23 protein-coding genes are annotated in these 24,315 nt (G+C 65.4%); 7 read left to right on the top strand and 16 right to left on the bottom strand.

Annotation, left to right across the window (positions count from 1 at the left end):
• The first annotated feature begins 12 nt into the window (after positions 1–12).
• From CH292_RS11720 to fabG, 3 genes are all read left to right on the top strand, one after another.
• Complete coding sequence (locus tag CH292_RS11720) at positions 13–948, top strand: lysophospholipid acyltransferase family protein (RefSeq protein ID WP_033190333.1); 936 nt, start codon at positions 13–15, stop codon at positions 946–948.
• Between the two features lie 14 nt (positions 949–962).
• Positions 963–1,697 carry a 1-acyl-sn-glycerol-3-phosphate acyltransferase gene (locus tag CH292_RS11715; RefSeq protein ID WP_019666872.1) on the top strand — a complete coding sequence of 245 codons (735 nt, stop codon included), beginning with the start codon at positions 963–965 and terminating at the stop codon, positions 1,695–1,697.
• Positions 1,698–1,765: 68 nt separating this feature from the next.
• Complete coding sequence (fabG, locus tag CH292_RS11710; RefSeq protein ID WP_019666871.1) at positions 1,766–2,524, top strand: 3-oxoacyl-ACP reductase FabG; 759 nt, start codon at positions 1,766–1,768, stop codon at positions 2,522–2,524.
• Between the two features lie 43 nt (positions 2,525–2,567).
• Here the strand turns inward: fabG and CH292_RS11705 are convergent, their stop codons facing one another.
• The 4 genes from CH292_RS11705 to CH292_RS11690 all read right to left on the bottom strand — a co-directional run bounded on the left by CH292_RS11705 (position 2,568) and on the right by CH292_RS11690 (position 6,460).
• The gene (locus CH292_RS11705) at positions 2,568–3,479 is read right to left on the bottom strand and encodes an SDR family oxidoreductase (RefSeq protein WP_020112382.1); all 912 of its coding nucleotides are present in this window, start codon (positions 3,477–3,479) and stop codon (positions 2,568–2,570) included.
• Positions 3,480–3,622: 143 nt separating this feature from the next.
• Positions 3,623–4,468: a 3-hydroxybutyryl-CoA dehydrogenase gene (locus CH292_RS11700; protein WP_026348093.1), complete on the bottom strand. Its 846-nt coding sequence runs from the start codon at positions 4,466–4,468 to the stop codon at positions 3,623–3,625.
• A 5-nt stretch (positions 4,469–4,473) separates the two neighbouring features.
• Positions 4,474–5,631, bottom strand: coding sequence for an acyl-CoA dehydrogenase (locus tag CH292_RS11695; RefSeq protein ID WP_094626600.1), 1,158 nt, complete (start codon positions 5,629–5,631; stop codon positions 4,474–4,476).
• 133 nt (positions 5,632–5,764) lie between these two features.
• Positions 5,765–6,460: a TetR family transcriptional regulator gene (locus tag CH292_RS11690; protein WP_020112381.1), complete on the bottom strand. Its 696-nt coding sequence runs from the start codon at positions 6,458–6,460 to the stop codon at positions 5,765–5,767.
• Between the two features lie 123 nt (positions 6,461–6,583).
• Between CH292_RS11690 and xylB the strand changes: the two genes are divergently transcribed.
• The gene (xylB, locus tag CH292_RS11685) at positions 6,584–7,972 is read left to right on the top strand and encodes a xylulokinase (RefSeq protein WP_094654804.1); all 1,389 of its coding nucleotides are present in this window, start codon (positions 6,584–6,586) and stop codon (positions 7,970–7,972) included.
• 1 nt (position 7,973) lies between these two features.
• Here the strand turns inward: xylB and CH292_RS11680 are convergent, their stop codons facing one another.
• The 7 genes from CH292_RS11680 to CH292_RS11650 are packed head-to-tail and all read right to left on the bottom strand — an operon-like array spanning position 7,974 to position 15,364.
• Positions 7,974–9,047 carry an SDR family oxidoreductase gene (locus tag CH292_RS11680; protein ID WP_037184070.1) on the bottom strand — a complete coding sequence of 358 codons (1,074 nt, stop codon included), beginning with the start codon at positions 9,045–9,047 and terminating at the stop codon, positions 7,974–7,976.
• A gap of 35 nt (positions 9,048–9,082) precedes the next feature.
• Positions 9,083–9,799, bottom strand: coding sequence for a sulfite exporter TauE/SafE family protein (locus CH292_RS11675; RefSeq protein WP_170947496.1), 717 nt, complete (start codon positions 9,797–9,799; stop codon positions 9,083–9,085).
• Positions 9,800–9,827: 28 nt separating this feature from the next.
• Positions 9,828–10,838, bottom strand: coding sequence for an ABC transporter ATP-binding protein (locus CH292_RS11670; RefSeq protein ID WP_020112378.1), 1,011 nt, complete (start codon positions 10,836–10,838; stop codon positions 9,828–9,830).
• On the bottom strand, positions 10,831–11,856 hold the full coding sequence (locus tag CH292_RS11665; RefSeq protein WP_020112377.1) for an ABC transporter ATP-binding protein: 1,026 nt from the start codon (positions 11,854–11,856) through the stop codon (positions 10,831–10,833). Before CH292_RS11665 ends, CH292_RS11670 begins: the two co-directional genes overlap by 8 nt.
• The gene (locus tag CH292_RS11660) at positions 11,853–12,836 is read right to left on the bottom strand and encodes an ABC transporter permease (RefSeq protein ID WP_019666861.1); all 984 of its coding nucleotides are present in this window, start codon (positions 12,834–12,836) and stop codon (positions 11,853–11,855) included. The genes CH292_RS11665 and CH292_RS11660 overlap by 4 nt, the downstream gene beginning before the upstream one ends.
• Before the next feature lie 8 nt (positions 12,837–12,844).
• Positions 12,845–13,774: an ABC transporter permease gene (locus tag CH292_RS11655; RefSeq protein WP_094654803.1), complete on the bottom strand. Its 930-nt coding sequence runs from the start codon at positions 13,772–13,774 to the stop codon at positions 12,845–12,847.
• 9 nt (positions 13,775–13,783) lie between these two features.
• Complete coding sequence (locus tag CH292_RS11650; RefSeq protein WP_037140225.1) at positions 13,784–15,364, bottom strand: ABC transporter substrate-binding protein; 1,581 nt, start codon at positions 15,362–15,364, stop codon at positions 13,784–13,786.
• A gap of 343 nt (positions 15,365–15,707) precedes the next feature.
• Here CH292_RS11650 and CH292_RS11645 point away from each other — a divergent pair, with 343 nt between their 5' ends.
• The 3 genes from CH292_RS11645 to CH292_RS11635 all read left to right on the top strand — a co-directional run bounded on the left by CH292_RS11645 (position 15,708) and on the right by CH292_RS11635 (position 18,245).
• Complete coding sequence (locus CH292_RS11645) at positions 15,708–16,703, top strand: 2-hydroxyacid dehydrogenase (RefSeq protein WP_027498917.1); 996 nt, start codon at positions 15,708–15,710, stop codon at positions 16,701–16,703.
• A complete protein-coding gene (locus tag CH292_RS11640) occupies positions 16,700–17,095 on the top strand; it encodes a universal stress protein (protein ID WP_037184075.1) in 396 nt (131 codons plus the stop codon). Before CH292_RS11645 ends, CH292_RS11640 begins: the two co-directional genes overlap by 4 nt.
• Positions 17,096–17,399: 304 nt before the next feature.
• Positions 17,400–18,245, top strand: a complete 846-nt coding sequence (locus CH292_RS11635; RefSeq protein WP_094654802.1) for a DUF559 domain-containing protein — start codon at positions 17,400–17,402, stop codon at positions 18,243–18,245.
• Positions 18,246–18,312: 67 nt separating this feature from the next.
• On the opposite strand, the gene CH292_RS11630 is transcribed toward CH292_RS11635, so the two are convergent.
• The 5 genes from CH292_RS11630 to CH292_RS11610 form a co-directional block, all read right to left on the bottom strand.
• The gene (locus CH292_RS11630; RefSeq protein ID WP_020112370.1) at positions 18,313–19,206 is read right to left on the bottom strand and encodes a LysR substrate-binding domain-containing protein; all 894 of its coding nucleotides are present in this window, start codon (positions 19,204–19,206) and stop codon (positions 18,313–18,315) included.
• A gap of 84 nt (positions 19,207–19,290) precedes the next feature.
• Positions 19,291–20,571 carry a glucarate dehydratase family protein gene (locus CH292_RS11625; RefSeq protein ID WP_094654801.1) on the bottom strand — a complete coding sequence of 427 codons (1,281 nt, stop codon included), beginning with the start codon at positions 20,569–20,571 and terminating at the stop codon, positions 19,291–19,293.
• Complete coding sequence (locus CH292_RS11620) at positions 20,571–21,497, bottom strand: 5-dehydro-4-deoxyglucarate dehydratase (protein WP_020112368.1); 927 nt, start codon at positions 21,495–21,497, stop codon at positions 20,571–20,573. Before CH292_RS11620 ends, CH292_RS11625 begins: the two co-directional genes overlap by 1 nt.
• Before the next feature lie 31 nt (positions 21,498–21,528).
• The gene (locus CH292_RS11615) at positions 21,529–23,127 is read right to left on the bottom strand and encodes an aldehyde dehydrogenase (NADP(+)) (RefSeq protein WP_094654800.1); all 1,599 of its coding nucleotides are present in this window, start codon (positions 23,125–23,127) and stop codon (positions 21,529–21,531) included.
• 160 nt (positions 23,128–23,287) lie between these two features.
• Complete coding sequence (locus tag CH292_RS11610; protein ID WP_094654799.1) at positions 23,288–24,304, bottom strand: ABC transporter substrate-binding protein; 1,017 nt, start codon at positions 24,302–24,304, stop codon at positions 23,288–23,290.
• Positions 24,305–24,315 lie beyond the last annotated feature (11 nt).

The following is a 24,315-nucleotide window of genomic DNA, read 5'->3' as shown; positions in this document are numbered from 1 at the left end:
TACGGTTCGGGTATGAGTGATGCAGATCACCGGAGTGAGGAACTGCAGGAGCAAGCTCAGCGGCAGGCCGCGGCGGCACGGGTGAAGATGAAGCACCGCCGCGACCGGCAAGAAGGGGGATTGGGGGGATACGTCGCCGAACGGGCGGGGGACTGGGACCTGGACGACCAGAACACGGCTGCGATGGATCGGCAGGTGCGGTTCTGGCGGTTCGTCACCGACAAATGGTTCCGGATGGAGATCGACGGATGGGACAACATCCCCGACCCTCCGGTGCTCGTCGTCGGAGTCCACACCGGAGCACCGTTCGTGTGGGACGCGTGGACTGTCGGTGCCCAGTGGTGGCGACGCTTCGGCGAGAAGCGGACTCTGCACGGCACAGCGCACGACGCGCTGATGGCGTTCCCCGTCATCGGAACGGTGTTTCGCGCGATGGGTGTGCTTCCGGCCGCCCCGGACTCCATGGCGACCGCACTGGCCGAGGGCCGCGACGTCATCGTCTGGCCGGGCGGCGAAGTGGACTCGCTGCGGCCGTGGAGCGAACGCGATGTCGCAACCCTCGGCGGGCGAACGGGTTTCGTCAAGATGGCGATCCGCATGGGCGTTCCGATCGTCCCGGTCGCGACGGTCGGCGGGGCCGACGCGATGCCCGTGCTCGTTCGAGGTGACAGGCTCGCGCGAGTGCTGGGACTCGACCGGATCGCACGGCTCAAGGTGTTCCCGATAGCACTGTCTCTGCCGTGGATCATCGCCCCCGCGGCGCTCCCTCAGATTCCGCTTCCGGCGAAGATCCGCACCAGGTTCATGCCGGCGATCACCGTCGACCACGACCCGACGCGGTGCGAGGACGAGGACTACGTCGACGCGAAATACGAGGAAGTGCGCGCGCTCATCCAGAGCGGAATGGACGACCTCGCGACGAAGCGTCGGTTTCCGATCTTCGGGTAGCTAAGCTTCCCTCCATGGATCGACCCGCGGTAATTCTGGAGAACGACACCACTGTTTACGACTTCTATCTGCGCCACCAGCAGAACCGTCAGGTCGCGAGATTGGCCTACGCAACGCTGGCCAGGCGCTTCAAGCCGCGCGTGAGCTACCCCGAGGGCGCGCGGGAGGAACTGCGTCGCCTCGTCTACGACGACACGCGCCTGATCATTGCCGTCAACCACCTGTCGGAGACGGACCCGTACACCGTCGCCGCGACGGCATGGGCGTCGCCGCTGCGCCCGGTCATCGGACGGACACGGGTGCTGGCCAAGGACGAGCTGTTCCAGGAACCCAAGCAGCGCAGGCGGATCGACATGATGGGCGGAATACCGGTGTTCCGCGGCAAGAATCACGGAATGCGGGCCGTCAGCGCGGCAGGCAACCGCATGATGGACGTCAGTGCCGAGCGGGTGCGACGCGGTGACGACTTGGCGATCTTCCCCGAAGGAACCTGCAACCTCGAGGATCCGACGAAGGTGCAGAAGGTGGGCAGCGGCATCGGCCACATCGTCTCGCGCGTTCGTGCGCTCGGCGTCGAGCCGGTTCTGATCTGCATCGGGCTGAGCTACGGCGACCCGCAGAAGCTCAAATCGGCGAGCGTGTACATCGACACTCCGATCACCGATCTGCCGGAGAAGCCGTTGCACATCACGCGCACCGTGTCCGACGGTATGCAGCAGGCCCTCGACGGCGCGGTGGCCGCTTACTGAGCGGTCACTCGGTTGTTGGTAGAACAGGTGACAGAGGTTTCATCCATCGCAACTTCAGGGAGACGCACGTGAGTGATGCAGTCAAGACCGCAGTGGTGACCGGAGCAGCACGGGGAATCGGCGCGGCGGTAGCGAAACGCCTGGCCAAGGACGGATTCGGCGTCGCCGTCGTCGACCTCGACGAGGCAGCATGTTCCGATACCGTCGGAGCGATCCAGTCTGCGGGCGGGCAGGCTGTTGCCATCGGTGCGAACGTCGCCGACGAGGAGTCGGTCAAGACCGCGGTGGACCGCATCGCCACCGAGTTCGGCGCACCGACCGTGCTGATCAACAACGCCGGAATCACGCGCGACAACCTGCTGTTCAAGATGACCGTCGAGGACTGGGACTCCGTACTGGGCGTGCACCTGCGTGGTTCGTTCCTGATGACCCGTGCAGTTCAGAAGCACATGATCGACGCGAAGTGGGGTCGCATCGTCAACCTGTCCAGTACCTCCGCTCTCGGTAACCGCGGGCAGGCCAACTATTCGGCCGCCAAGGCAGGCATGCAAGGGTTCACCAAGACCCTGGCCATCGAGCTCGGCAAGTTCGGCGTCACCGCCAACGCCATCGCTCCCGGTTTCATCGAGACCGAGATGACGGCTGCCACGGCCGAACGCGTCGGCGTGCCGTTCGAGGACTTCAAAGCCGCTGCAGCGTCACAGATTCCGGTCAACCGAGTCGGCAACCCCGACGACATCGCACACCTCGCGTCGTTCTTCGTGAGCGAGGGCGCAGGATTCATCTCCGGTCAGGTCGTCTACGCCGCCGGCGGCCCGAAGGACTAGCGGCCGTGGGAGGTCTGCCTACCCGGCAGACCTCCCCTCCGCTCTACGGCGTCGGCATTCCGCCGTTGACGTTGAGGGTCTCACCCGTCACGTAGCCCGATTCCGCGGACGACAGGTAGACGTAGGCCCCAGCGAGTTCGGCGGGCTGACCGGCGCGGCCGATCGGGGTCTCCTTGCCGAACTCCGGCAGAGCCGACGTCGGCTGCCCGCCCGACGCCTGCAACGGCGTCCAGAACGGGCCCGGCGCCACAACGTTCACTCGAATTCCCTTGGGCGCCAACTGCTGCGCGAGGGCCTTGCTCATCGTGTTGATGGCCATCTTGGTCGTGGCGTAATCCACCAGGCCGGGCGAGGGGGTGTACGCCTGGATGGAACTGGTGTTGACGATGGTCGATCCCGGCGGCATGTGCGGAACAGCCTCCTGAATGGTCCAGAACAGTGCGTAGACGTTGGTCTTGAACGTCGCATCGAACTGCTCGGAGGTCAGGTCGGCCAGATCCTCGACGAACTGCTGCTTCCCGGCCACCGTGACGAGCAGGTCCAGCCCACCCAGTTCCTCGACGGCTGTCCGGACTATCCCGCGGGCACCCTGCTCGTCGGTCAGATCGGCAGGCGCGAGTACTGCAGTGCGTCCGGCGTCGCGAATCAGCTGCGCGACTTCCTGCGCATCCTTCTCCTCGGACGGCAGATAGTTGAGCACGACATCCGCGCCCTCACGCGCGATGGCAATGGCCGCAGCGCGTCCGATGCCCGAATCGGCACCGGTGACAAGGGCTTTGCGTCCCGCCAGCCTGTTCGTGCCACGGTAGGTGTCCTCGCCGTGATCGGCCTTCGGTTCCAGATCCGAGGCCAGACCCGGCGGATCCTGATGCTGCTCGGGGTACCCCTCCTGACGGTACTGCGTCACAGGATCGGTGAATGTGTATTGGTCCGTCACGGTGAATGCGTCTCCCAAACGTGGAGTGTGAATGCGAACCGGTGTCTCGATTCAGTACTCCCGCTGCTTTCCCTGCAGTCATGCGTCGCAAACGCATGACTGCGCCACAGCAACCGTCTGAGCGTTGCCATGGCGCAGTCATGCCCCGTTGGAGCGGTGGATCAGTAGGTGTAGAAGCCTTGACCGGTCTTGCGGCCGAGCTGCCCGGCTTCGACCTTGCGTCGAAGCAGCGGAGGCGGTGCGTAGTGGGTCTCGCCGAACTCTGCGTACAGCGATTCCGCGACGGCCAGGGTGACGTCGAGACCGACCGTATCGGTCAGGCGCAAGGGTCCCATCGGGTGGGCGCACCCGTTGACCATGCCCTCGTCGATGTCCTCGGCGCTGGCGAAGCCGGATTCGAACATCCTGATCGCGGACACCAGGTACGGGATGAGCAGAGCGTTGACGATGAACCCGGCCCGGTCTCCGGAGCGGATCGTCTTCTTGCCCAGCGTGTTCCCCGCGTACTCGGTCACGGCGGCGACGGTGTCTTCGCTGGTCACCAGGCTCACGACGATCTCCACGAGCGGGAGCACCGGAACGGGATTGAAGAAGTGCACGCCGACGACCTGGCCCGGCCGCTTCGTGGCGTTCGCCATCTTGATGACCGGGATCGACGACGTGTTGGTCGCGAGGATGCCCTCGGGCTTGACGATGGAATCGAGCTTGCCGAACAGCTCCAGCTTGAGCGACTCGATCTCCGGTGCGGCTTCGACGACCAGGTCACGGTCCGCGAAGTCCTCGATGTCCAGCGTCAACGAGATTGCCGCACGGGCTTTCTCGGCTGCGTCGGCCTCGATGCGTCCGGATTTGACTGCGCGAGCGAAGGACTTGTCCAGGCGTGCCTCGGCTGCGTCGGCGGCTGCCTGGCTGGTCTCGAGAACGATGACCGACGAGCCCGCACGCGCAGCGACCTCGGCGATACCGGCACCCATGGTGCCGCCGCCGATGACTCCTACCAGTTCGATGGTGCTCATTTCAGCAGCGCCCGGGACATGACGACACGCTGGATCTGGTTGGTGCCCTCGTAGATCTGCGTGATCTTGGCGTCGCGCATCATGCGTTCGACCGGGAAGTCGGTGGTGTATCCGGCGCCGCCGAACAGCTGAACGGCGTCGGTGGTGACCTCCATCGCGACGTCGGACGCGAAGCACTTCGATGCGGCGGAGATGAATCCGAGGTTCTTCTCGCCGCGCTCGGCGCGGGCAGCCGAGGTGTAGACCATGAGGCGCGCTGCTTCGACCTTCATCGCCATGTCGGCCAGCATGAACTGCACGGCCTGGAAGCTCGAGATGGACTGGCCGAACTGCTTGCGGTCCTTCGTGTATTCGATCGCAGCGTCGAGTGCGCCCTGTGCGAGGCCGACAGCCTGAGCGCCGATCGTGGGACGCGTGTGATCGAGAGTCTGCAGCGCAGTCTTGAAGCCGGTGCCGGGCTCGCCGATGATGCGGTCGCCGGGGATCTTGCAGTTCTCGAAGTAGAGCTCCGCCGTCGGCGAGCCCTTGATGCCGAGCTTCTTCTCCTTCGGGCCGACGACGAAGCCCTCGTCGTCCTTGTGCACGATGAACGAGCTGATGCCGTTGGCACCCTTGTCGGGGTCGGTGACGGCCATGACCGTGTACCAGTCGGACTTGCCGCCGTTGGTGATCCAACACTTCGATCCGTTGAGGATCCAGTCGTCACCGTCGGCTGCGGCGCGAGTCCGCATGCTGGCGGCGTCGGAACCCGCCTCACGCTCGGACAGGGCGTAGGACGCCATGGCGCCGCCGGCGAGCGACGGCAGGACCTGCCTCTTCAGCTCGTCGGAGCCGTTGAGGATCAGGCCCATGGTGCCGAGCTTGTTCACTGCGGGGATCAGCGACGAGGAACCGCAGACGCGGGCGACCTCTTCGATAACAATGCAGGTGGCAACCGAGTCCGCTCCCTGGCCTTCGTATTCCTCGGGGACGTGGATGGCGTTGAAGCCGGAGTTGTTGAGAGCCGTCAGCGCCTCCTCCGGGAAGCGAGAATCCTCGTCGACCGCCTTCGCGTGCGGGGCGATTTCCTTCTCGGACAGCGCGCGGATGGCTGCGCGCAGCTCGTCGTGCTCCTCCGGAAGGCGGAAGAGGTCGAAGTCCGGATTACCGGCCATGGTGCAACTCCTACGGCATAGATCGGTAGGCACTCAGTGCCACGTATGAGTCGAGACTACGGCAGACTTGGACATTCGAGCAAGGTTTCCTGGCACTGGGTGCCAGGTTCCGCTCGCCCGACAAGCCGAGATGTCACCCGTCCAGGTGCTCCCCGAGTGCGTCGACGACGGCCTCGGTCGATGTTCCCCGCCGGAACACGGCCACCACGACGTCGTCGGATCGGCCCTCGGAGTCGGCAGAGTCGGTGCCTGCCCCTCTTGCCGAGGACCCGTATCCCTCGCGCACCGTGCTCAAGGCGGCGCGCAGGTCGCCGGGCGCGGTGTCGATGCCGTCGCGAATCATGCGCCGGAGTACGTAGTTGTGGGTGGCTGTGACCGTCGCGCAGAACTGGATCGTTTCGAGGTGCGAGTGGTCGGGGGCGGCGCTGCGCAGGTAGTCGACGAACAATCGCTCGTACTTGAACACGGTCACGATCTCTCGGTCGCGGAGCGCCGGATTCTGGTGAACCACCTGGTAGCGGAGTCGGGCGTACTCCTTCCAGTCGGTGAAACGATCGAAGACGAGCTGGGCGGCGTCGCAGACGGCAACCCAGGGATCGTCGTGTTCGGCGTCGAGGAACGCGGCGGCCTGAGCGAGGAGGATCTCGTGGTCGACGAAGATGACGTCGTCCTTGCCTTTGAACTGACGGAAGAACGTACGACGCGAGATGCCCGACGCCTCGGCGATGTCGTCCACCGAGGTGGCGTCGTATCCGCGGACGGAGAACAGGTCGAGTGCGGCCTTCGCCACGGTCAGACGAAAGGCCTCGGAGTCCTCGGTGTCACGCATAGCTGACGAAGGTATCCCAGTTTCGCGAGTGTCGAGAACTCCTACCTACGGAATCGGCTGTGTCGTTCGTCCGGGCCGGTAGAGTCGACTGAACCGTTTCTCGCGCTGGAAGGATCTTCGATCTTGGCTCTCGTCGCAGGTATCGACTCGTCCACTCAATCGTGCAAAGTCTTTGTACGCGATGCGGATTCGGGAGAGCTCGTTCGTAGTGGGCGGGCGTCGCACCCGTCCGGAACCGAAATCGACCCGGCCGAATGGAAGAAGGCGCTCGACACCGCTGTCGCCGACGCGGGTGGACTGGAGGACGTCGACGCCGTGTCCGTCGGCGCTCAGCAGCACGGGATGGTCTGTCTGGACTCGTCGGGCGACGTCGTTCGGCCTGCCCTTCTGTGGAACGACACACGGTCGGCGCCGTCGGGTGCCGACCTGGTGAACGAGTTGGGCGCGCAGGGGTGGGCCGACGCGGTCGGCGTGGTTCCGCTGGCGTCGATCACGGTGACGAAGCTTCGGTGGCTTGCGGACAACGAACCGGAGAACGCAGATCGCACTGCAGCGGTGTGTCTTCCGCACGACTGGCTGAGTTGGCAGCTTGCCGGCGCCCCGGGTCTGGACGCGCTCGCCACGGACCGCGGCGACGCCAGTGGTACCGGGTACTTCTCAGCGGCGACCGGACAGTACCGACACGATTTGCTGGAACTGGGATTCCGCGGACGGACGCCCCGATTGCCCCGAGTTGCAACGCCGTTCGAGCGTATCGGCGAGACGGCAGGCGGTGCGGTGATCGGTCCCGGTACCGGTGACAATGCGGCAGCCGCACTCGGATTGGCTGCTCGCCCAGGCGACGTGGTGGTATCGGTCGGCACGTCGGGTGTCGTCTCGGCGGTGACCGACGTCGCCGCGGCCGACCCGTCGGGAATCATCGCCGGTTTCGCCGACGCGACCGGACGTCAGCTGCCGTTGGTCTGCACGTTGAACGCAGCCAGAGTGCTCGACGCGACGGCGTCGCTGCTGGGCGTCGACCATGCAGAACTGTCCCGGCTCGCATTGGCGACGCCGAGTGACGGCCTCGTTCTCGTTCCGTACCTCGAAGGCGAGCGGACTCCCAACCGGCCGGACGCATCCGGGGCCGTTCACGGTCTGCGCCTGGGTAATTCGACGCCGGGTCACCTGGCCCGCGCAGCCGTCGAGGGCCTGCTGTGCGGGCTCGCCGACGGCATCGACGCACTCCGGGATGCCGGAATCGAGACCACGCGAGTCCTGCTCGTCGGCGGCGGTGCCAAGTCGGCAGCACTGCGTGAGCTGGCGCCTGCCATTCTCGGTATGCCCGTCGTGGTTCCGGAGCCGGGCGAATATGTCGCCGACGGCGCCGCCCGCCAAGCTGCATGGGCGTTGGCGCAGACTCCCGAGCCGCCGCAATGGGAGTCGGCGCCCGCCCGCACCTACGAGGCCGATCCGACGCCGTCGATCCGCGCACGGTACGCAGAAGTCAGGGACCTGACCGAAGGGGTGTAGGTCAGGGGATCAGTCGGGCGTCGCGGTAGCGCTGCACCACCGATGCGATGCCGTCGGGTGTAGATCGGAAGCCGAGGAATCCGGCCTTCTTGGACTTGTTCATGTCGGTGAGGCATTCCATGTCGCGACCGAGATCGCCGTCGGTGTGCCACCAGGAGGCGAGCTTCGTGACGTCGGGTTCGACCAGGTCGTGCGTCGCGGCGATACGTGCCCACGTCTCGGCGGCATCCGCCATCCGAGGTTCGAGCGGGCGCGGTTCGCCGTCGTACCCTTCGGGCTCGACACCGAACATCTCCGCGAACTGCGGCCACATCCAGCGCCAGCGGAACACGTCGCCGTTGGCGATGTTGAACGCTTCGTTCCTACCGTTGTCGTTCGACGATGCCCACACCATCTGTTCGGCGAGCAGGTCCGCGTCGGTGAGGTCGGTCAGGCCGTTCCACTGGGTGTCCGACCCGGGAAAGACGAAGGGGGTGCCCGACTCGGCGCAGATCGAGGCGTAGACGGACAGGGTGAGCACCATGTTCATCGCGTTGCCGACGGCGAAGCCGGAGATCGTGTGCGCACGGTGCACACTCCACGTGAAGTCGTACTTGTCCGCTCCGGCGAACAATTCGTCTTCCTGGGCGTAGTAGAAGTTGGGTGTGTCGAGTCGCTCTTCCGACTCGTGGAACGGGGTCTCGGCCATCACGGCTTCGCCGTAGGCGTCGAACGGCCCGAGGTAGTGCTTGAGGCCGGTCATCAGCGCGACGTGTTTCACCGTTCCGGACGGCCCGAGCACGTCGAGGACGTTACGCAGTGTGGCCGAGTTGACCTCGATGTTCTCTTTCTCGGAGTCCTTCTTCATCCATGCCGTGAAGAAGACGATGTCGGGGTTCACCTCGGCGAGAGCGTCGGTCAGGCTTGCGGTGTCGAGCAGGTCGGCCGCCACGGGCGTGACGCCGTCGACGGGGGTCTTTCCGCTGCGGCTGAGCCCGTAGGTGGTCCAGCCTTTCGCGAGGGTCTCGCGGCACAGTGCTTGACCGGAGATTCCGGTGGCACCGACGATCAGGGCGCGGTGTCGGGGTTCGCTCATGTCCCGTAACTACCCAGTTGGTGAGTAGTTGACACTCACAGGGTGACGAGCTGCTGTCCGATCAGGACGACAGCACCGATGGTCGACACCGCGATGGCGGTCAATCTCAGCCGCCTCCGGTCCATCAGTCGGTTGACGAAACGAGACAGTACGTAGCCGAGGATCGTGGCCGGCGCGAGCAGAACGAACAGCCAGGCCGTGTGGCCGTCCACCGCCCCGGCGGCTGCGAGAGCGACCAACGACATGACGGATCCGACGAGGAAGAACGCGCTCATGGTGCTGCGGAGCTTGGCACCCGTGTTGCGCTGCCACACCAGCGCCATGGGCGGACCGCCGATCGACGTGGCGGTGCCCAGCAGGCCCGAAGCAGCTCCCGCCACCATCAGATTCCGCCTGCGCGGCAGGGGAATCCATCCGAACGACGTCAGCGCGATTCCGAGGAGAACAACACCCGCGAGCATCAACGCCAATCCACGCTCCGGCAGTGCCACCAACAGCAACGCCCCGAGAATCGTGCCGGGAACCCGGCCGGCGAGCGCCCAGCTGGCGCCGGAGAGATCCAGTGACGTTCCCTCCTTGATCAACACCATGGTGCTGACCAGAATCGCCAGCATGATCAGGGTCCCGGGCACGAGGCCCGGGTCGACGATCGCGACGATCGGCGCCGCGAGCATTCCCATGCCGAATCCGATCGACGCCTGCATGCACGACGCGAACAGGATCGCGCACGCCACCACGGCGAACCCGGACAGCGGCAGATCACCGATCACCGCACACCTCTCATGTTCCGGCCGCGACGAGGCCCAGATCGTTCTCGACGAGTGGGTAATGGCATTCGGCCATGTGGTCGACTTCGTTGCGGTCGCGGGCAACCGGTGGTGCGTCCGAGCTGCACAGTTCGGTCGCCTTCCAGCAGCGGGTGCGGAACCGGCATCCCGACGGTGGGTTCAGCGGAGACGGGACCTCGCCCTTCAGCAGGATGCGCTCTCCGCGTGACGCAGCGTCGAGCTTGGGCGCTGCGGACATCAGTGCAGCCGAGTAGGGGTGGCTCGGCCTGTCGAAGACGGCGTCGGTGGCCCCGGATTCGACGATGCGGCCCAGGTACATGACGGCCACCCGGTCGGCGACGTGTCGGACGACCGACAGATCGTGCGAGATGAACACGTAGGAGATCCCGAGTTGCTTCTGCAGATCGTTGAGCAGGTTGAGTACCTGTGCCTGCACCGAGAGGTCCAATGCCGACACCGGCTCGTCGCAGATGATCACGTCGGGGTTCAGTGCCAGTGCGCGAGCGATGCCGAGACGCTGACGCTGGCCGCCGGAGAACTCCTGCGGGAAGCGGTGCTCGTCGCTCGGGCGTAGACCGACCAGGTGCAGCAGCTCTCGGACTCTCGCGGACCGATCCCGGCGAGTCTTGTACAGGGTCTTGTGGCTCCGCCACGGCTCGCTGATGATGTCCGCGGCCGTCATTCGTGAGTTGAGGGAACCGTACGGGTCCTGGAACACCATCTGGACGCGTCGGCGAAACCCCAGGAGATCCTTGCCTTTCAGCGAGAACGGGTCGACACCGTCGAAGTCGACGGTTCCGGAGTCCGGCCGCTCCAGCATCATCAGCGTGCGGGCGAGTGTCGACTTACCGCAACCGGATTCGCCGACGAGTCCGAGGGTCTCGCCTCGACGCAGATCCAGATCGATGGCATCGAGTGCGCGGAGATCACCTCCGCTCACCTTGAACGTCTTGTTCAATCCGCGGACCGTCAGAAGCTGTTCTGCTCGGGCTGTTTCAGACATGAGACACCTCGTTCGAAAAGTGGCAGGCGGAGAATCGGCCGTCTCCGACGGGTTCGAGGGACGGGCGTCGGTCGATGCAGATGTCCCGGGCGAGCGGGCATCGAGCTTGATAGACGCATCCGTCGGGCACGGAGTGCAGATCCGGCGGAGTGCCACCGATGGACTTGAGGTCCTCTCCGCGCACCGCGTGTACGGGAACGGAATCGAGAAGTCCCTTGGTATACGGGTGGCGAGGATCGGCGAACACCTCGGACACCAGGCCCGTCTCGACGACGTTGCCCGCGTACATGATCGCCACTCGGTCGGCTTCCTCGGCGACGAGTGCGAGGTCGTGCGTGATGAGCACGACGGCCATGTCGTGTTCGGTCCGTAGCTCGCGGAGGAGGGTCATGATCTGTGCCTGCACCGTCACGTCCAGAGCCGTGGTCGGCTCGTCGGCCAGCAGCACCGACGGGCTGAGGGCCACGGCCATCGCGATGAGCAAACGCTGACGCATACCACCGGAGAACTGGTGGGGATAGGAGTCCGCTCTCGACTCCGGCTGCGGAATCCCGACGCGGCGCATCAGCGAGATGGCCTCCACTTTGGCTTCTTTCGCACTCAGTCCGCGGTGGATGCGGAACGGCTCGGCCAGCTGGGTGCCGACGGTGTACACCGGATTGAGTGCGGTGAGGGCGTCCTGGAAGACGATCGCCAGCTCCGTTGCGGCGATGTGGCGTCGCACCTTGGACTTCGCGGACACCAGGTCGACCTTGCCGAGATCCGAGCTGTCGATCTCCACGGAACCGTCGGTGACGTCGGCGATCGGTTCGAGGAGGCCGACGACGGCCTGTGCCGTCATCGACTTACCGCAACCGGATTCACCGAGCAGAGCCAGGGTTTCACCACGCCGCGCACTGAACGTGACGTGGTCGACCGCGCGAATGACGCCCGAGGGGGTGCGTAGATCGACCGTCAGGTCTCGCACGTCCATGGCGATGCGGTCGGTGTCCGGGCGTGCTGGGGCAGGTGCACTCATGAGACGACCTTTCGGACGGGGAGAAGGCGGGACTTGGCCGAGCGCGGGACGGTCAGACGCCAGCGCTGAGCGGGATCGGTGGCGATGCGTGCCCAGGCTGCGAGCACGGTGGCCGACACCGTGGTGATGACGATGGCGAGGCCGGGGAAGAACGACAGCCACCAGGCGGTCTGCAGGTACGTGCGGCCCTGCGCGACCATGAGACCCCAGCTGACGTCGGGTGGCTGAATTCCGATGCCCAGGAAGCTCAGTGACGATTCCGCCAGCATGACGAAGCAGAAGTCCAAGGTGGCGACGGTCAGCAGCGTCGGCAACAGGATCGGTGCGACGTGCCGACGAATGACCGACCCGCTCGACGCACCGAAGGTACGGGCGGCGTCGACGAACAACCGGCTCTGCAGTTCCGCGGATTCGGCACGGGCGGTACGCAGGTAGATCGGAATGCGGGTGATGGCAAGAACCAGAACGATGTTCGCGGCGCTCGGGGAGAAGACGTACAGCACGACGACGGCCATCAGCAGCGACGGGAAGCTCATGATGACGTCGGCGACGCGCATCGCCGTCGTCTCACGCCACCCGCGGTGGTAGCCGGCCCACATTCCGATGATCGAGCCGATGATGGCGGACAGGATGACCGCCGGGATCGCCACCGACAGCGTGGTCTGGCACGCGACGATCAGACGAGCGAGCATGCTGCGGCCGAGCGGATCGGTCCCGAGGATGTTCATCCAGCCGGTGTCGAGGGAGAACGGTGCCAGGTTGGAGCGGTTCAGGTCCTGCGCGGTGGCGGCGTCGCCGACGAGCATCGGCCCGAAGATCGCCGTCAGGAAGACCAGGACCAGAATGCCTGCTGCGACGGTCGCGACGCGGTCGCGGAGAAGGAGCTTCCACAGCGGCGCGGAGCTGGTGCGCGACGCCGGCGTCGGATCCGGAACATCCTCCGGCTCGGACGTTTTCGGGGCTTCGAAATCGAGTGACATGGTGGCTCCTAGGCCTTCGCCTTGTCGCGGACACGGGCGTCGAGCAGTGCGTAGCAGGCGTCGATGACGATGTTGAGCACGAAGATGCTGATGGCGGTCAACAGCACGGCCGCCTGCAGGACCGCGAAATCACGCTGCAGGATGGCGTCGATCATGAGCTTGCCGATACCGGGCCATCCGAAGATCGCCTCGACGACGACTGCTCCGTTGACCAGACCGACCATGAGGTCACCTGCAACGGTCAGCGCCGGTGCCGCTGCGTTGCGCAGTGCATGGTGGGTGACCACTCGGATGTCGCTTGCGCCCTTGCTGCGTGCCAGCCTGACGTACGGCGCGGACAGCGCGGCCACCATCGCGCCTCGCACGACCTGCGTCAGTACACCCAGTGGGCGGATGAGCAGTGTCGCGATCGGCAGGATCCACGACAGCATGCCTGCACCGGTTCCCGACGTCGGGAGCACTCCGAAGGTCACGGCGAAGAGCCAAACGCCCATGATCGCGAACCAGAAATCGGGGATGCTCGCCGCCGTCATGGACAGCAGGCTCGAGATCCGGTCGGCGAGGGAGTTGGGTCGGTACGCCGCCCAGCACCCGATGACGATGGCACCGACGATCGCCAGGAACATCGTCATGAACGCCAACTGCAGCGTGGCGGGGAACGCGCGAAGGGCCATCGTCGACGCGGCTTCACCGGTACGCAGCGAGTCACCGAAGTCGAGGTGGACGACGCCGCTGAGGTAATCGAACAGCTGCGTCAGGAGCGGCTGGTCGAGCCCGTTCGACGCCCGGAACGCCTCACGCTGGGCCTGGGTGGCGGACTCCGGCAGGTAGAGACTCGTCGGGTCGCCGGTGAGACGGGCCAGGAGGAATACACCGAGAAGCACGACGATCAGCGGAACCAGGCTGGTGTAGATCCTTCGTCGCAGAAATCTGAACATGATGGGCCTCTAGTCCGTTTCGGGTGAGTCGGCGCGGGTCATCGCGGCGAGATGCATCTCGTCGACAGTGGCCGAGTTGGGGGTGTAGTCGACGGAATCCGCCTTGGCGAGAACACCTTCCATGTGGGCGATGAACGCCATCTGCATGATCTCCTTCGGCTCCTCCGCGAACAGCTGTGCGTATGCGTCCTGCCGAGCGTCGCCGGTGAGAACAGCGGCCTGACGGACGCGCTCGTCGAACTCCGGTGTTCCGCCTGCGCTCTGGAACCCTTCGCTCATGAGGTACTGGTCGGCGGTGAACGCGGCGTCGCCTGCTTGATTTCCGTGCTGAATGACCAGGAGGTACGGGCCGACCTTGGGGAACGGGCGTTCCTGGTACTCCGCTGTTCCGGCGGAGTCCGTCATCTCGATCGACACGTTCATCCCCAGCTGAGACAGGGCGTACTGCACGACCTCGAGGGTTTCGTTGACCTTCGGGAACTGACCGGTACGGCCGATGAGCCGGATCGGGGTGTCGACGGGTACGCCGTCCGCACGCGCTTCGTCGATCAGCTCCTGGGCGCGGGCGGGGTCGTACGGCCACGGTGAGAGTTCGTCGTTGTATCCGATCACTCCGTCCGAGACCAGCTGTGCCGCAGGCTTTCCGAGTCCCTGGAACAGGGCGTCGACGATTCCCTCGCGGTTGATCGCGTAGTTGATCGCCTGACGTACCCGCATGTCGTCGAGCGGAGTCTCCTCGAGCTGGATGCGGACCGCCGTCGTCTCGTTGTTCGGGTAGGCGACTCCGAGGTCTCCTGCACCGTCCTCCGGTCCGAGCGAGGTGGCGATCTCGGCTTCCCCGTTGGACACCATCGACGCGCGGACGCTGCCCTCGCTTCGCCACTGGTACGTCGCGCGGGCGTAGTCCGGCTTGTCGCCCCAGTACGTCTCGTTGCGGACGAGCGACAGACGCTGACCGTAATCCCAGTTGTCGATCGCGAACGGTCCGGTGCCGATCGGCTCCCGCACGCGTTCGGTGAGGCTGTAGGTCCTCGGCACCATTTCGACGAACGAAAGCTTCAGCGGAAGGATCGGGTCCGCACTCGGTGCCGCGACGCTGACGGTCAGTGGATCGATGATCTTCACGTCCAGGTCGGCGTCGCCGAAGACGTATCCCTCGACGTTGCATCCGAGGTCCGAGTTCACGGCTCGCTCGATCGAGTGCGCTGCGTCCTCCGCCTCGAACGGGCTGCCGTCGCTGAAGGTGACGCCGGGGTGCAGCTGGAAGGTCCATTCACGGTCCGACACCTGGGTCCAGGAGTCGGCCAGCTTCGGCTCGAGTGTTCCCTCGCTCGGGTTCCGTTCCATCAGGGGTTCGGTGATGTTGGACCGCGTGACGACTCCGACCGATGTGAGGGAGACGTCGCACGCTTCGAGGGTCGGCGGCTCTTCCTGCAGGACGATGCGGAGGGTGTCCGCGCTCGCGGCGGTACCGCTGCCGGAGTTCGCCACCGTGCAACCGCTCGCGATCATCGAAAAGCTCAGTGCGCCAGCGATGATGATCGCGCTGCGCGTGGTCCGTCCCTGCTGCACTGCTCGTGCAGGGCTCATGGTGACCTCCAAGTGGATGGGGAGTGCGACTGCACCGGGTGCAGCGCATATCTGTGACGGTAGACACACGGTAGGAGTGGCGCATATCGGCGTCAACACGACAATCGGCCGTAACAAGGGAGTTTTGTGGGTCACATCGAGTCAAATCGAGAGGTGTGAATCACAGTACGATGCGTCTGACCTGGTCGGACGGCATCGAGCAGCAGGAGATAGGGTGTAGTAAGTGCGTCGACAATGCCGTTTGAGTATCAATCCATGTTATTTACGTGTTGGACAGGTATCCGAAAAGCGGCATAGCGTACTGGAAAACGCGCACGCGGCGAGTCCTGTGAGGAGCTGAGTTATGGCAACGGTTGGAGCCACGGAATCATCTGCGGTGCAGAGTGATTCGAAGAAATCCGGACGGGTGCTTCGGGTCGGGCCGCTCAAGCCGTCTCTGATGGACACCCTCGCCGGCGACTACGACGCCCTCGTGCTCCCCGATGCGGCCGAGCGTGACGAGTTCCTGGCTCGGCACGGCGAGTCGATCACCGCAGCGGTCACGTCCGGCCGAACGGGAGTGGACGCGACACTCATCGAGCAGCTTCCGAACCTGGGTGCGATCGTGCACTTCGGCGTCGGGTACGACACCACCGACGTCGACGCTGCCTCCGCGCGCGGTGTCGTGGTCAGCAACACCCCCGATGTCCTGACCGACTGCGTTGCCGACCTCGCGGTGGGCCTCGTGATCGACGCACTCCGGCAGGTGTCGTTCAACGACCGTTACGTCCGCGCAGGCCGCTGGGCCGCCGAGGGCAACTCGCCGCTGACGTCGCAGGTCACCGGAAAGCGAGTGGGAATCATCGGTCTCGGCCGCATCGGAAGCGCAATCGCGGACAGGCTCACCGGGTTCCGCTGCTCCATCGGCTACCACAACCGCAACGAGATCGCCGATTCCCCGTACACGTATTCGCCCACGGCCGCAGGACTTGCCGGGAGCGTGGACATCCTGATCGTCGCTGCCTCGGGAGGTTCGGGCACCAAGCATCTCGTGGACAGTGACGTGCTCGACGCACTGGGCCCCCAGGGATACCTCGTCAACGTCGCCCGGGGAAGCGTCGTCGACCAGGACGCGTTGGTGGAACGGCTCGCCGACGGCAGGCTGGCAGGCGCCGGGCTCGACGTCTTCGCCGACGAACCGTCGGTACCGGAGAAGCTTCTCGGCCTCGACAACGTGGTCCTGCTGCCTCACGTCGGCAGTGGAACGGTGGAAACACGCGCAGCCATGGAAGCGCTGACGCTGCAGAACCTGGACCAGTTCCTGGCGAACGGAACTCTCACGACGCCGGTGACCCGATGACCGTCGTGGTCGGCTACTCGCCGACTGTCGAAGGTAGAGGCGCACTGCCCTTCGCGTTCGGCGAAGCCGTGCAACGCGGCGTCGACCTCGTCGTCGTCGCCGAGGAGGACAGTGCCTCGGAAGAAGGTTTCGGCGCTGCGATCGAATCCGCGCGCGACGAGGCAGGAGCCGGCGGCGTCGTGGTGAAGGTGCACGACAACGAACCCGGGCGCTCGCATGCCGACAACCTGATCGACCTGTCCTACGCGGAGGGAACCGACCTGGTGGTGATCGGCATCAGGCGCCGATCACCGGTCGGAAAACTGTTCCTGGGCAGCATCTCTCAGCGAGTACTGCTGGAAGCTCAGTGCCCGGTGGTTGCGGTCAAACCAGCAATAGGTCTGCCCCGCTGATCCGACGGATCACCAGAAGCCGAGGCTCTGTCCGTTGGAGAAGATGTTGAACGCGTCGCTGAACAGGGAGAACAAAATTCCGAGCATGTGAGATCCACTTTCCGAGATTGTGTGAGGACACATCAGTTTAGAGTCTCGTGGGTGAGATGTCACAATTCCGCTCATCTCAGGCGGGATCCCGCCCGAGACGCGCGGAACTGCTACACCACGCCCGTTGTCCACAGTCTCCGAGTTGTCCACAGGCTTCTCGAAACACCAGGTCGACGACGAATCATGGGTAGCCGGGTGTCCGACACTTCGGGTCATGCACCCTCACGGACTGGCCACCAGAGACCAATTGCTGGCGTCGGGTATCTCCAGTAGCGCCATCTCCCGTAGGTTTCGACGGATTCTGCCGCGGATCTACTGTTCCGGTGAACCCACCGTCATTGCCCGGTGTCATGCCATCACGCTGTGGCAACCCCGGGCTGTGCTCAGTCATCGCACTGCGGCGTGGCTGTTCGGGTGGATCGATGCGCCCGAGCAGCACGACTTCACGGTGCCCATCGGAATCACCGCGCGAACGCCGGACTGGCTGACTGTTCATCGACGCACGCTGGAGATCGGGGAGCTGTCCGAATGCCAGGGGCTCCCGGTGGTCGCTCGGCCCCGGACGCTGATCGACTGCGTTTCGGTGATGGAGCCGGAGGTCGTGGCACGCATCGTCGACGAGCGCCTCACGGGCGACGTTCCCTCCGAAGAGGTGCTCGCCTTGTTGGACGAGTTCCCGAGGCGCAAAGGTAACGGTCGCGCGCGCCGGCAGCTCGAGTCGGCGGCAACCGGGTTCGCATCCGAGCCCGAGCGTGTGCTGGATCGCCGGCTCATCGTCCTGGGCCTGCGCCTCGAGACCAACTACTGGGTCGGCCGGTACCTGTGCGACTTCGTGGACGTCTGGGCAATGGTGATCGTCGAGGTGGACGGCCGAGAATTCCACAGTGCACCGGATGTGTTCAGCCGGGACCGTCGACGCCAGAACGACTTGGTCCTGGAAGGCTGGCTGGTCCTTCGGTTCTCGGCCGTGGATGTGTTGTCGAACCCGGAAGCGGTCGCTCGTCGGATCGTCGAGGTGGTTCGACGACGCAGGAAGTCGCGCCGTCCGGGTGTCGTGTGACAATTCCGCGTTTTTCGGACGGGATCCCGCCTGCCGAGAGCGGAACTGTTACATCACGCCCGCCGACCTACTGCCATTCCCGGGACGGAAGGACGTCGGACATGAAGCGGTGCAGGGCGGGGTTGTCGTTGTCCACGCGCCAGGCTGCGTTGAGTTCGACGGGGCGTCGGGGGGTGGTCTCGACGGGACGGAAGACGACGCCGCTCGGTTGCATGGTCGTGGACGATTCGGGCACCAGTGCCATTCCGATTCCCGAGCGCACGAGGACCAGCATCGTGTGGACCTGTGTCACGTACTGCACGTATCGGGGCGTGACGCCGACGACGGTGAACGTACTGATCAGCAGTTCGTGGAAGTACCGGGCGTCGACGGGTGAGTACATGATGGTCGGCTGGTCGTCGAAGTCGGCGATGGTGAGCTTGTCGAGTTCAGCGAGGGGATGGTCGGCGGGCAGCGCAGCGACGAGTGACTCGTGCAGGACCGGCCGGGAGGCGATGCCGGGACGTTTGAGCGGTGGTCGAGCAAGACCGAGGTCCAGGTCTCCGATGGCGAGGGATTCCATCTGCACCGCGGACACCATCTCGCGCAGAACGATTTTGACGTCCGGTAGCTCGATGCGTGCCTTCTCCAACAGCTGCGGCAGCACTGCGTGCGCCGACGCTCCGGTGAAACCGACGACGACGGTACCGAGGTCTCCGGTGGGCACGCGCCGGACGGTGAGTACCGCGCCTTCGGCGAGGTCGAGGATGCGTCGGGCGTCGGGGAGGAAGGCGATTCCTGCCGCGGTGAGCATCACCGATCGGCTGGTGCGGTCGATCAGCTGCACGCCGAGTTCGTTCTCGAGCTGCTGGATCTGACGGCTCAGCGGTGGCTGAGTCATGTGTAGGCGTTCCGCGGCGCGACCGAAGTGCAGCTCCTCGGCGACGGCGATGAAGCAGGTCAGGCGATTGAGGGAAAACAACCCATTCACTCCCGATATCGAAAAAGGCCACTCGCGGTCAGGTCGGGTATCAACCTAACCCACGAGTGGCCTTGCTCGATGTAGTTACCAGCGTGGACTGGTGTTCACGAAACTGGGATCGATGCTCTGCATGTACCCCGTGTCGTCGCGGTCGCGGAGTCCGCAATCGAGGTACTGCTGATGCAGCGCGGCGAGTGCGTCCTCGTCGATCTCGATGCCAAGCCCGGGACCGGTGGGAACGGCGACGGATCCGTCGACGATCTTCAGGACACCGGGCTTGATCACGTCCTCGTTTTTCCACGGCCAGTGGGTGTCGCAGGCGTAGGTGAGGTTGTCCGTCGCGCCGGCGAGATGGACCATGGCGGCCAGGCTGATCCCCAGATGGCTGTTGGAATGCATGGACAGTCCGAGGTCGAACGTGTCGCAGATCCCGGCGAGCAACCGAGACCGCTGCAGCCCTCCCCAGTAATGGTGGTCCGACAGAACCACTTTCACCGAGTCCTTCGACACCGACGGTGCGAGCTGGTCGAACGCGACGACACACATGTTGGTCGCGAGAGGCATCTTCGCCTCCCGAGCGACCTCGGCCATGCCGTCGAGTCCCGGCGTCGGATCCTCCAGGTACTCGACGATGCCGTCCAGCTCGGACGCCACGCGAATCGACGTGTCGACCGTCCACGCGGCGTTGGGATCGAGCCGCAGGGGAAGGTCGGGGAACGCTTCCCGCAGCGCCTTGATTCCGGCGATCTCCTCGTCGGGCGGGAACACGCCTCCCTTGACCTTGATCGCGCCGAAGCCGTACTCGTCGATCATCTTCCGTGCCTGACGAACCAGGCCGTCGGGATCGATCGCTTCGCCCCACTCGTCGGGCTCGCGGCCGGGATGCGCGGCCCACTTGTAGAACAGGTACGCGCTGAACGGGACGGTGTCGCGCACTTTTCCACCGAGCAGATCCGACACGGGACGCCCGAGGGCCTTGCCCTGCACATCGAGGCATGCGACCTCGAAGGGTGAGAAGACGCGATCGGTGGTGCTCGCGGTCGTGATCATGCCTGCGACGCCGTCGCCACCGGTGATCGTCGACGTTGCCAGTTGCGTGTCGATGGCCGTGCGAATCGCGTTGAGTGCGAACACGTCCAGGCCGGTGATGGCGTCGGCGGCTGCTTCGAGCCTGGCGACGTGCGCTGTGTCGGCGTAGGTCTCACCGAGGCCGACGATGCCGGCCTCGGTGTCCAACTGGATGATCGCGCGCAACGCGTACGGCTGGTGCACACCCACGGTGTTGAGCAGGGGCGGGTCGACGAACGCGACGGGCGTGATCCGTGCGCCGGTGATGCGGACGGGTCCGCGAACACTGCCGGGCATCAGTGGACCGCGAGCTCGTTCGCCAGAACTGCACGACCGGCCGCGACGATCTCGGTGAGCTCGCTCAGATGCGGTGCGCTGATGTCGACGAGCGGCGGACGGACAGGTCCTGCCTCGATGCCTTCCATGGTGACGCCTGCCTTGATGAGGGAGACGGCGTATCCGGGAACCTGGTCGCGCAGGCGCACCAACGGGTGGAAGAACTCACGAAGCAGCGCGGCCGTGAGCTTGTCGTTGCCGCTCTCCATGGACTGGTAGAAGGCCAGTGCCAGTTCGGGCGCGAAGGCGAAGGTCGCGGAGGAGTACAGCGTCACGCCGATCGCGCGGTACGCCTGCTGCGACACCTCGGCGGTGGGCAGGCCGTTGAAGAACTGAAAAGCCTTGCCCGACGGTTCGAGCGAGTCCAGAACTGCACGAACGATGCGTCCGACCTGGTCGAGATCGCCGGTGCCGTCCTTGAATCCCACGACTGTCGGGAACTGTGCGACCTCGACTGCGGAGGCTTCGGTGAAGCGCGCGTTGCCGCGGTTGTAGACGATGAGCGGAAGATCCGTGGTCTCGGCGACGGCCTTCGTGTAGCTGACGAGCCCTGCCTGCGGCATCGTCACGAGGTAGGGCGGGAGCAGGAGAATGCCGTCGGCGCCGTTGATCTTCGCGCTCCGGGCGAAAGCCTTTGCCTGCGCGACGGATCCGCCTGCACCGGCATAGACGGGGACGCGTCCGGCGACGACGTCGACTGCGGTGCGGACGATCTTGCCGAACTCCTCGGCTTCGAGGGCGTGGAATTCGCCGGTGCCGCAGGCGATGAAGACTCCACCCGGGCCGGCGTCGACGCCCTTGGCGACGTGAGCGGCGAGCAGGTCGTAGTCGACCTCGCCGGATGCGGTGAACGGGGTGACTGGGAAGAAGAGGACTCCGTCGAGCATTTCGTATCTCCTGTGTGGTGAGGGAAAGGTGTCAGTCTTGGGTGAGTCGGCCGTCGATGCGGCGCCAGATTCCGTCCGGATTGCCGTCCGCGACAGCGCTGGGGAGCAGCGAGTTCGGAACGTCCTGGTACGCAACGGGCCGAAGGAAGCGTTCGATCGCGAGCGAGCCGACGGACGTGGTGGCCGAATTGGACGTCGCGGGGAACGGGCCGCCGTGCACCATGGCGTGTCCGACCTCGACGCCGGTGGGCCATCCGTCGAACAGGATCCGACCGGCTTTGAGCTCGAGCTCGGACAGGAGCTTGCCGGCTTCGGCATGGTCGGTGTCGTCGGCGTGGATCGTCGCCGTCAACTGGCCTTCGAGAAGGGCCGCGACGTCCCGAACCTGCTGCGCGTCGGTGCACTTGACGACGAGGCTCGATGCACCGAAGACCTCCTGCTGCTCCACCTCGGACGCGAGGAAGGAATCTGCGTCGGTCACGAACAGCGCTGCGCGGCAGGCGTTCGGGGCGTCGGTTTCCGTCCCGCGCGCGACCTCGGTGGCCGACTGTGCGAGTTCCTCGACGCCGCTCGCGTAACTGGCGGCGATGTTCGGTGTGAGCATGGTCGTCGGGGCGGTCTCGGACACTGCTGCACGCGCGGCGTCGACGAACGAGTCGAGGCCGGGGCCGTCGACGGCGATGACCAGGCCTGGGTTGGTGCAGAACTGGCCCGATCCGAGTGTCAGCGATGCGACGAACGCGCGGCCGAGGTCGGCGCCGCGGGTCTGCAGCGCGTGGTCCAGAACGAACACCGGGTTGATCGAGCTCATCTCGGCGTACACGGGGATCGGTTCGCGGCGTCCTGCTGCAGCGGCGACGAGAGCCGTTCCACCCGAACGTGATCCGGTGAATCCGACTGCCTTGACGCGGGGGTCCGTCACCAGCGCCGTACCGAGCCCGCGACCGGAGCCGTAGAGCAGCGAGAAGGTGCCCGACGGCATTCCGGTGGAGGCCACCGCGTCGGAGATCGCGCGTCCGACCAACTCGGACGTTCCTGGGTGTGCGTCGTGCGCCTTGACGATGACGGGGCAGCCGGCGGCGAGTGCGGATGCGGTGTCTCCGCCCGCGACGGAGAAGGCGAGAGGAAAGTTGCTGGCGCCGAACACGACTACCGGTCCGAGTGGGATCTTCCGCTGACGGATGTCGGCGCGGGGGAGCGGAGCGCGATCCGGCTGAGCGGGGTCGATGCGTGCACCGTTCCAGCTGCCCTCGCGGAGTACGGAAGCGAAGAGTCGTAGCTGGCCCGTCGTGCGGCCGACTTCGCCGGTGATGCGTCCGACAGGCAGTCCCGATTCTGCGGCTGCACGCTCGATCAGGGTGTCGCCGAGTGCGGCGATGTTGTCGGCTATCGCGTCGAGGAACTGGGCTCGGGTCTCGGAGGAGGTGGCGCGGTAGTCCGCGAACGCTGCCCAGGCGGCAGCAGCGGCAGCGTCGACGTCGCCCAGATCGCCGTGGTGGTAAGCCGGTTCGAGCGACTGGCCCGTACTCGGATCGATGCCGTAGATGGCGGTTCCGGAACCCTGCACCGCCTTGCCCGCAATGATCGACTTTCCGGTGAGTTCGGTGGACTGCGTCAGTGATGCTGTCATGGGTGACTCCTTGTACTCGACTCGATCGGCGACACCGCGTGAGGGTGTGGCTCGGACTCGACATCAACGTTAGGAGTCCGATCGATACGTGTCCAAGTCAAAAAGTCTTACCTTCGATACCTGAACGGCATCGATCGACGAGGGCTACCGAAGAGGTCAGCTACGAGAGCAGGGTGCGTCGAAGATCGTCGATGACCGCAGTGGCGGCCGTGAGGTTGTACCCGTCGAACCACGGCGCGGAGTCGACCTTGTAGGCGCGTCCGGCCTGCACTGCGGACAACGTCGACCAGAGTGGACTGGACACCAGTGACTGCTCCACCTCGTCGCCCGCGTCGGCCTGACCCCCCGCGCCGACGTAGTAGAGGATCACGTCCGCGTCGATCATCGGTAGGTTCTCCGAGCTGACGGCGACGTTGACCTTGGTCGGATCTGCACCGGGCGCGGCGTCGGCCGTCGGGGTGATCCCCGCGCCGGACAGGATGTCCGCGTACAGGAACGTCGACGACGCCGCGAGGGTGTTGTACGACCGGACGTCGCCCGACGTGTCCGAGACGCGCACCACGGACAACCTGAGTCCGTCGGGCCACGCCTGTGCGATGTCGGCTCGGAGATCGGCGATGCGATCGTCGAGCCCGACGAATGCACCGACGGCGTCGTCCTTGCGGCCGACCGCGTCGGCGACGTCGATGTACTGGTCACGCCAGTAGGTGAACGGAATCAACACGGTGGGGGCGATGGTCGACAGTTCGGAGTAGAACGGCTCGCCGATGGGCTGACGTCCGACGATCAGATCGGGATTCGCTGCCGCGATGGCCTCGAGTTGGACGTCGCCGAGAGCGGTGACGCCGATGGACGGCAGTTGCTGCGATGCCTCGCCGACCAGCGTGCGGACACCTCCACCCAGCGTACCCGTGGCGACGACGGGAACGTCGAGTTCGTCGAGCGTCTGCAGGCCCACATAGGCGTCGAGGCTGACGATTCGCGTCGGGCCGGCCGGAACGACGACGTCACCCATGGGCGTCGAGAGGGTCCGTGTCCCGTCGTCTGCAGCGGGTGTGGTGTCGCTGTCGGGTGCGCAGGCCGCGAGCAGCGACGCGAGCGCGAGGCCGGCCGCGGCTCCGAAGTGCCTACGCGAGAGATCGTCGGTGAGGGGTGTGTGGGCGGTGAGGGTGGTCATGTCTTCTCCTG

Source organism: Rhodococcus sp. 14-2470-1a, assembly GCF_002259425.1.
GTDB classification, from domain to species: domain Bacteria; phylum Actinomycetota; class Actinomycetes; order Mycobacteriales; family Mycobacteriaceae; genus Rhodococcoides; species Rhodococcoides fascians_E.
Note: the sequence above shows the minus strand (reverse complement) of the source record. Positions and strands in the feature narration are given on the sequence as shown.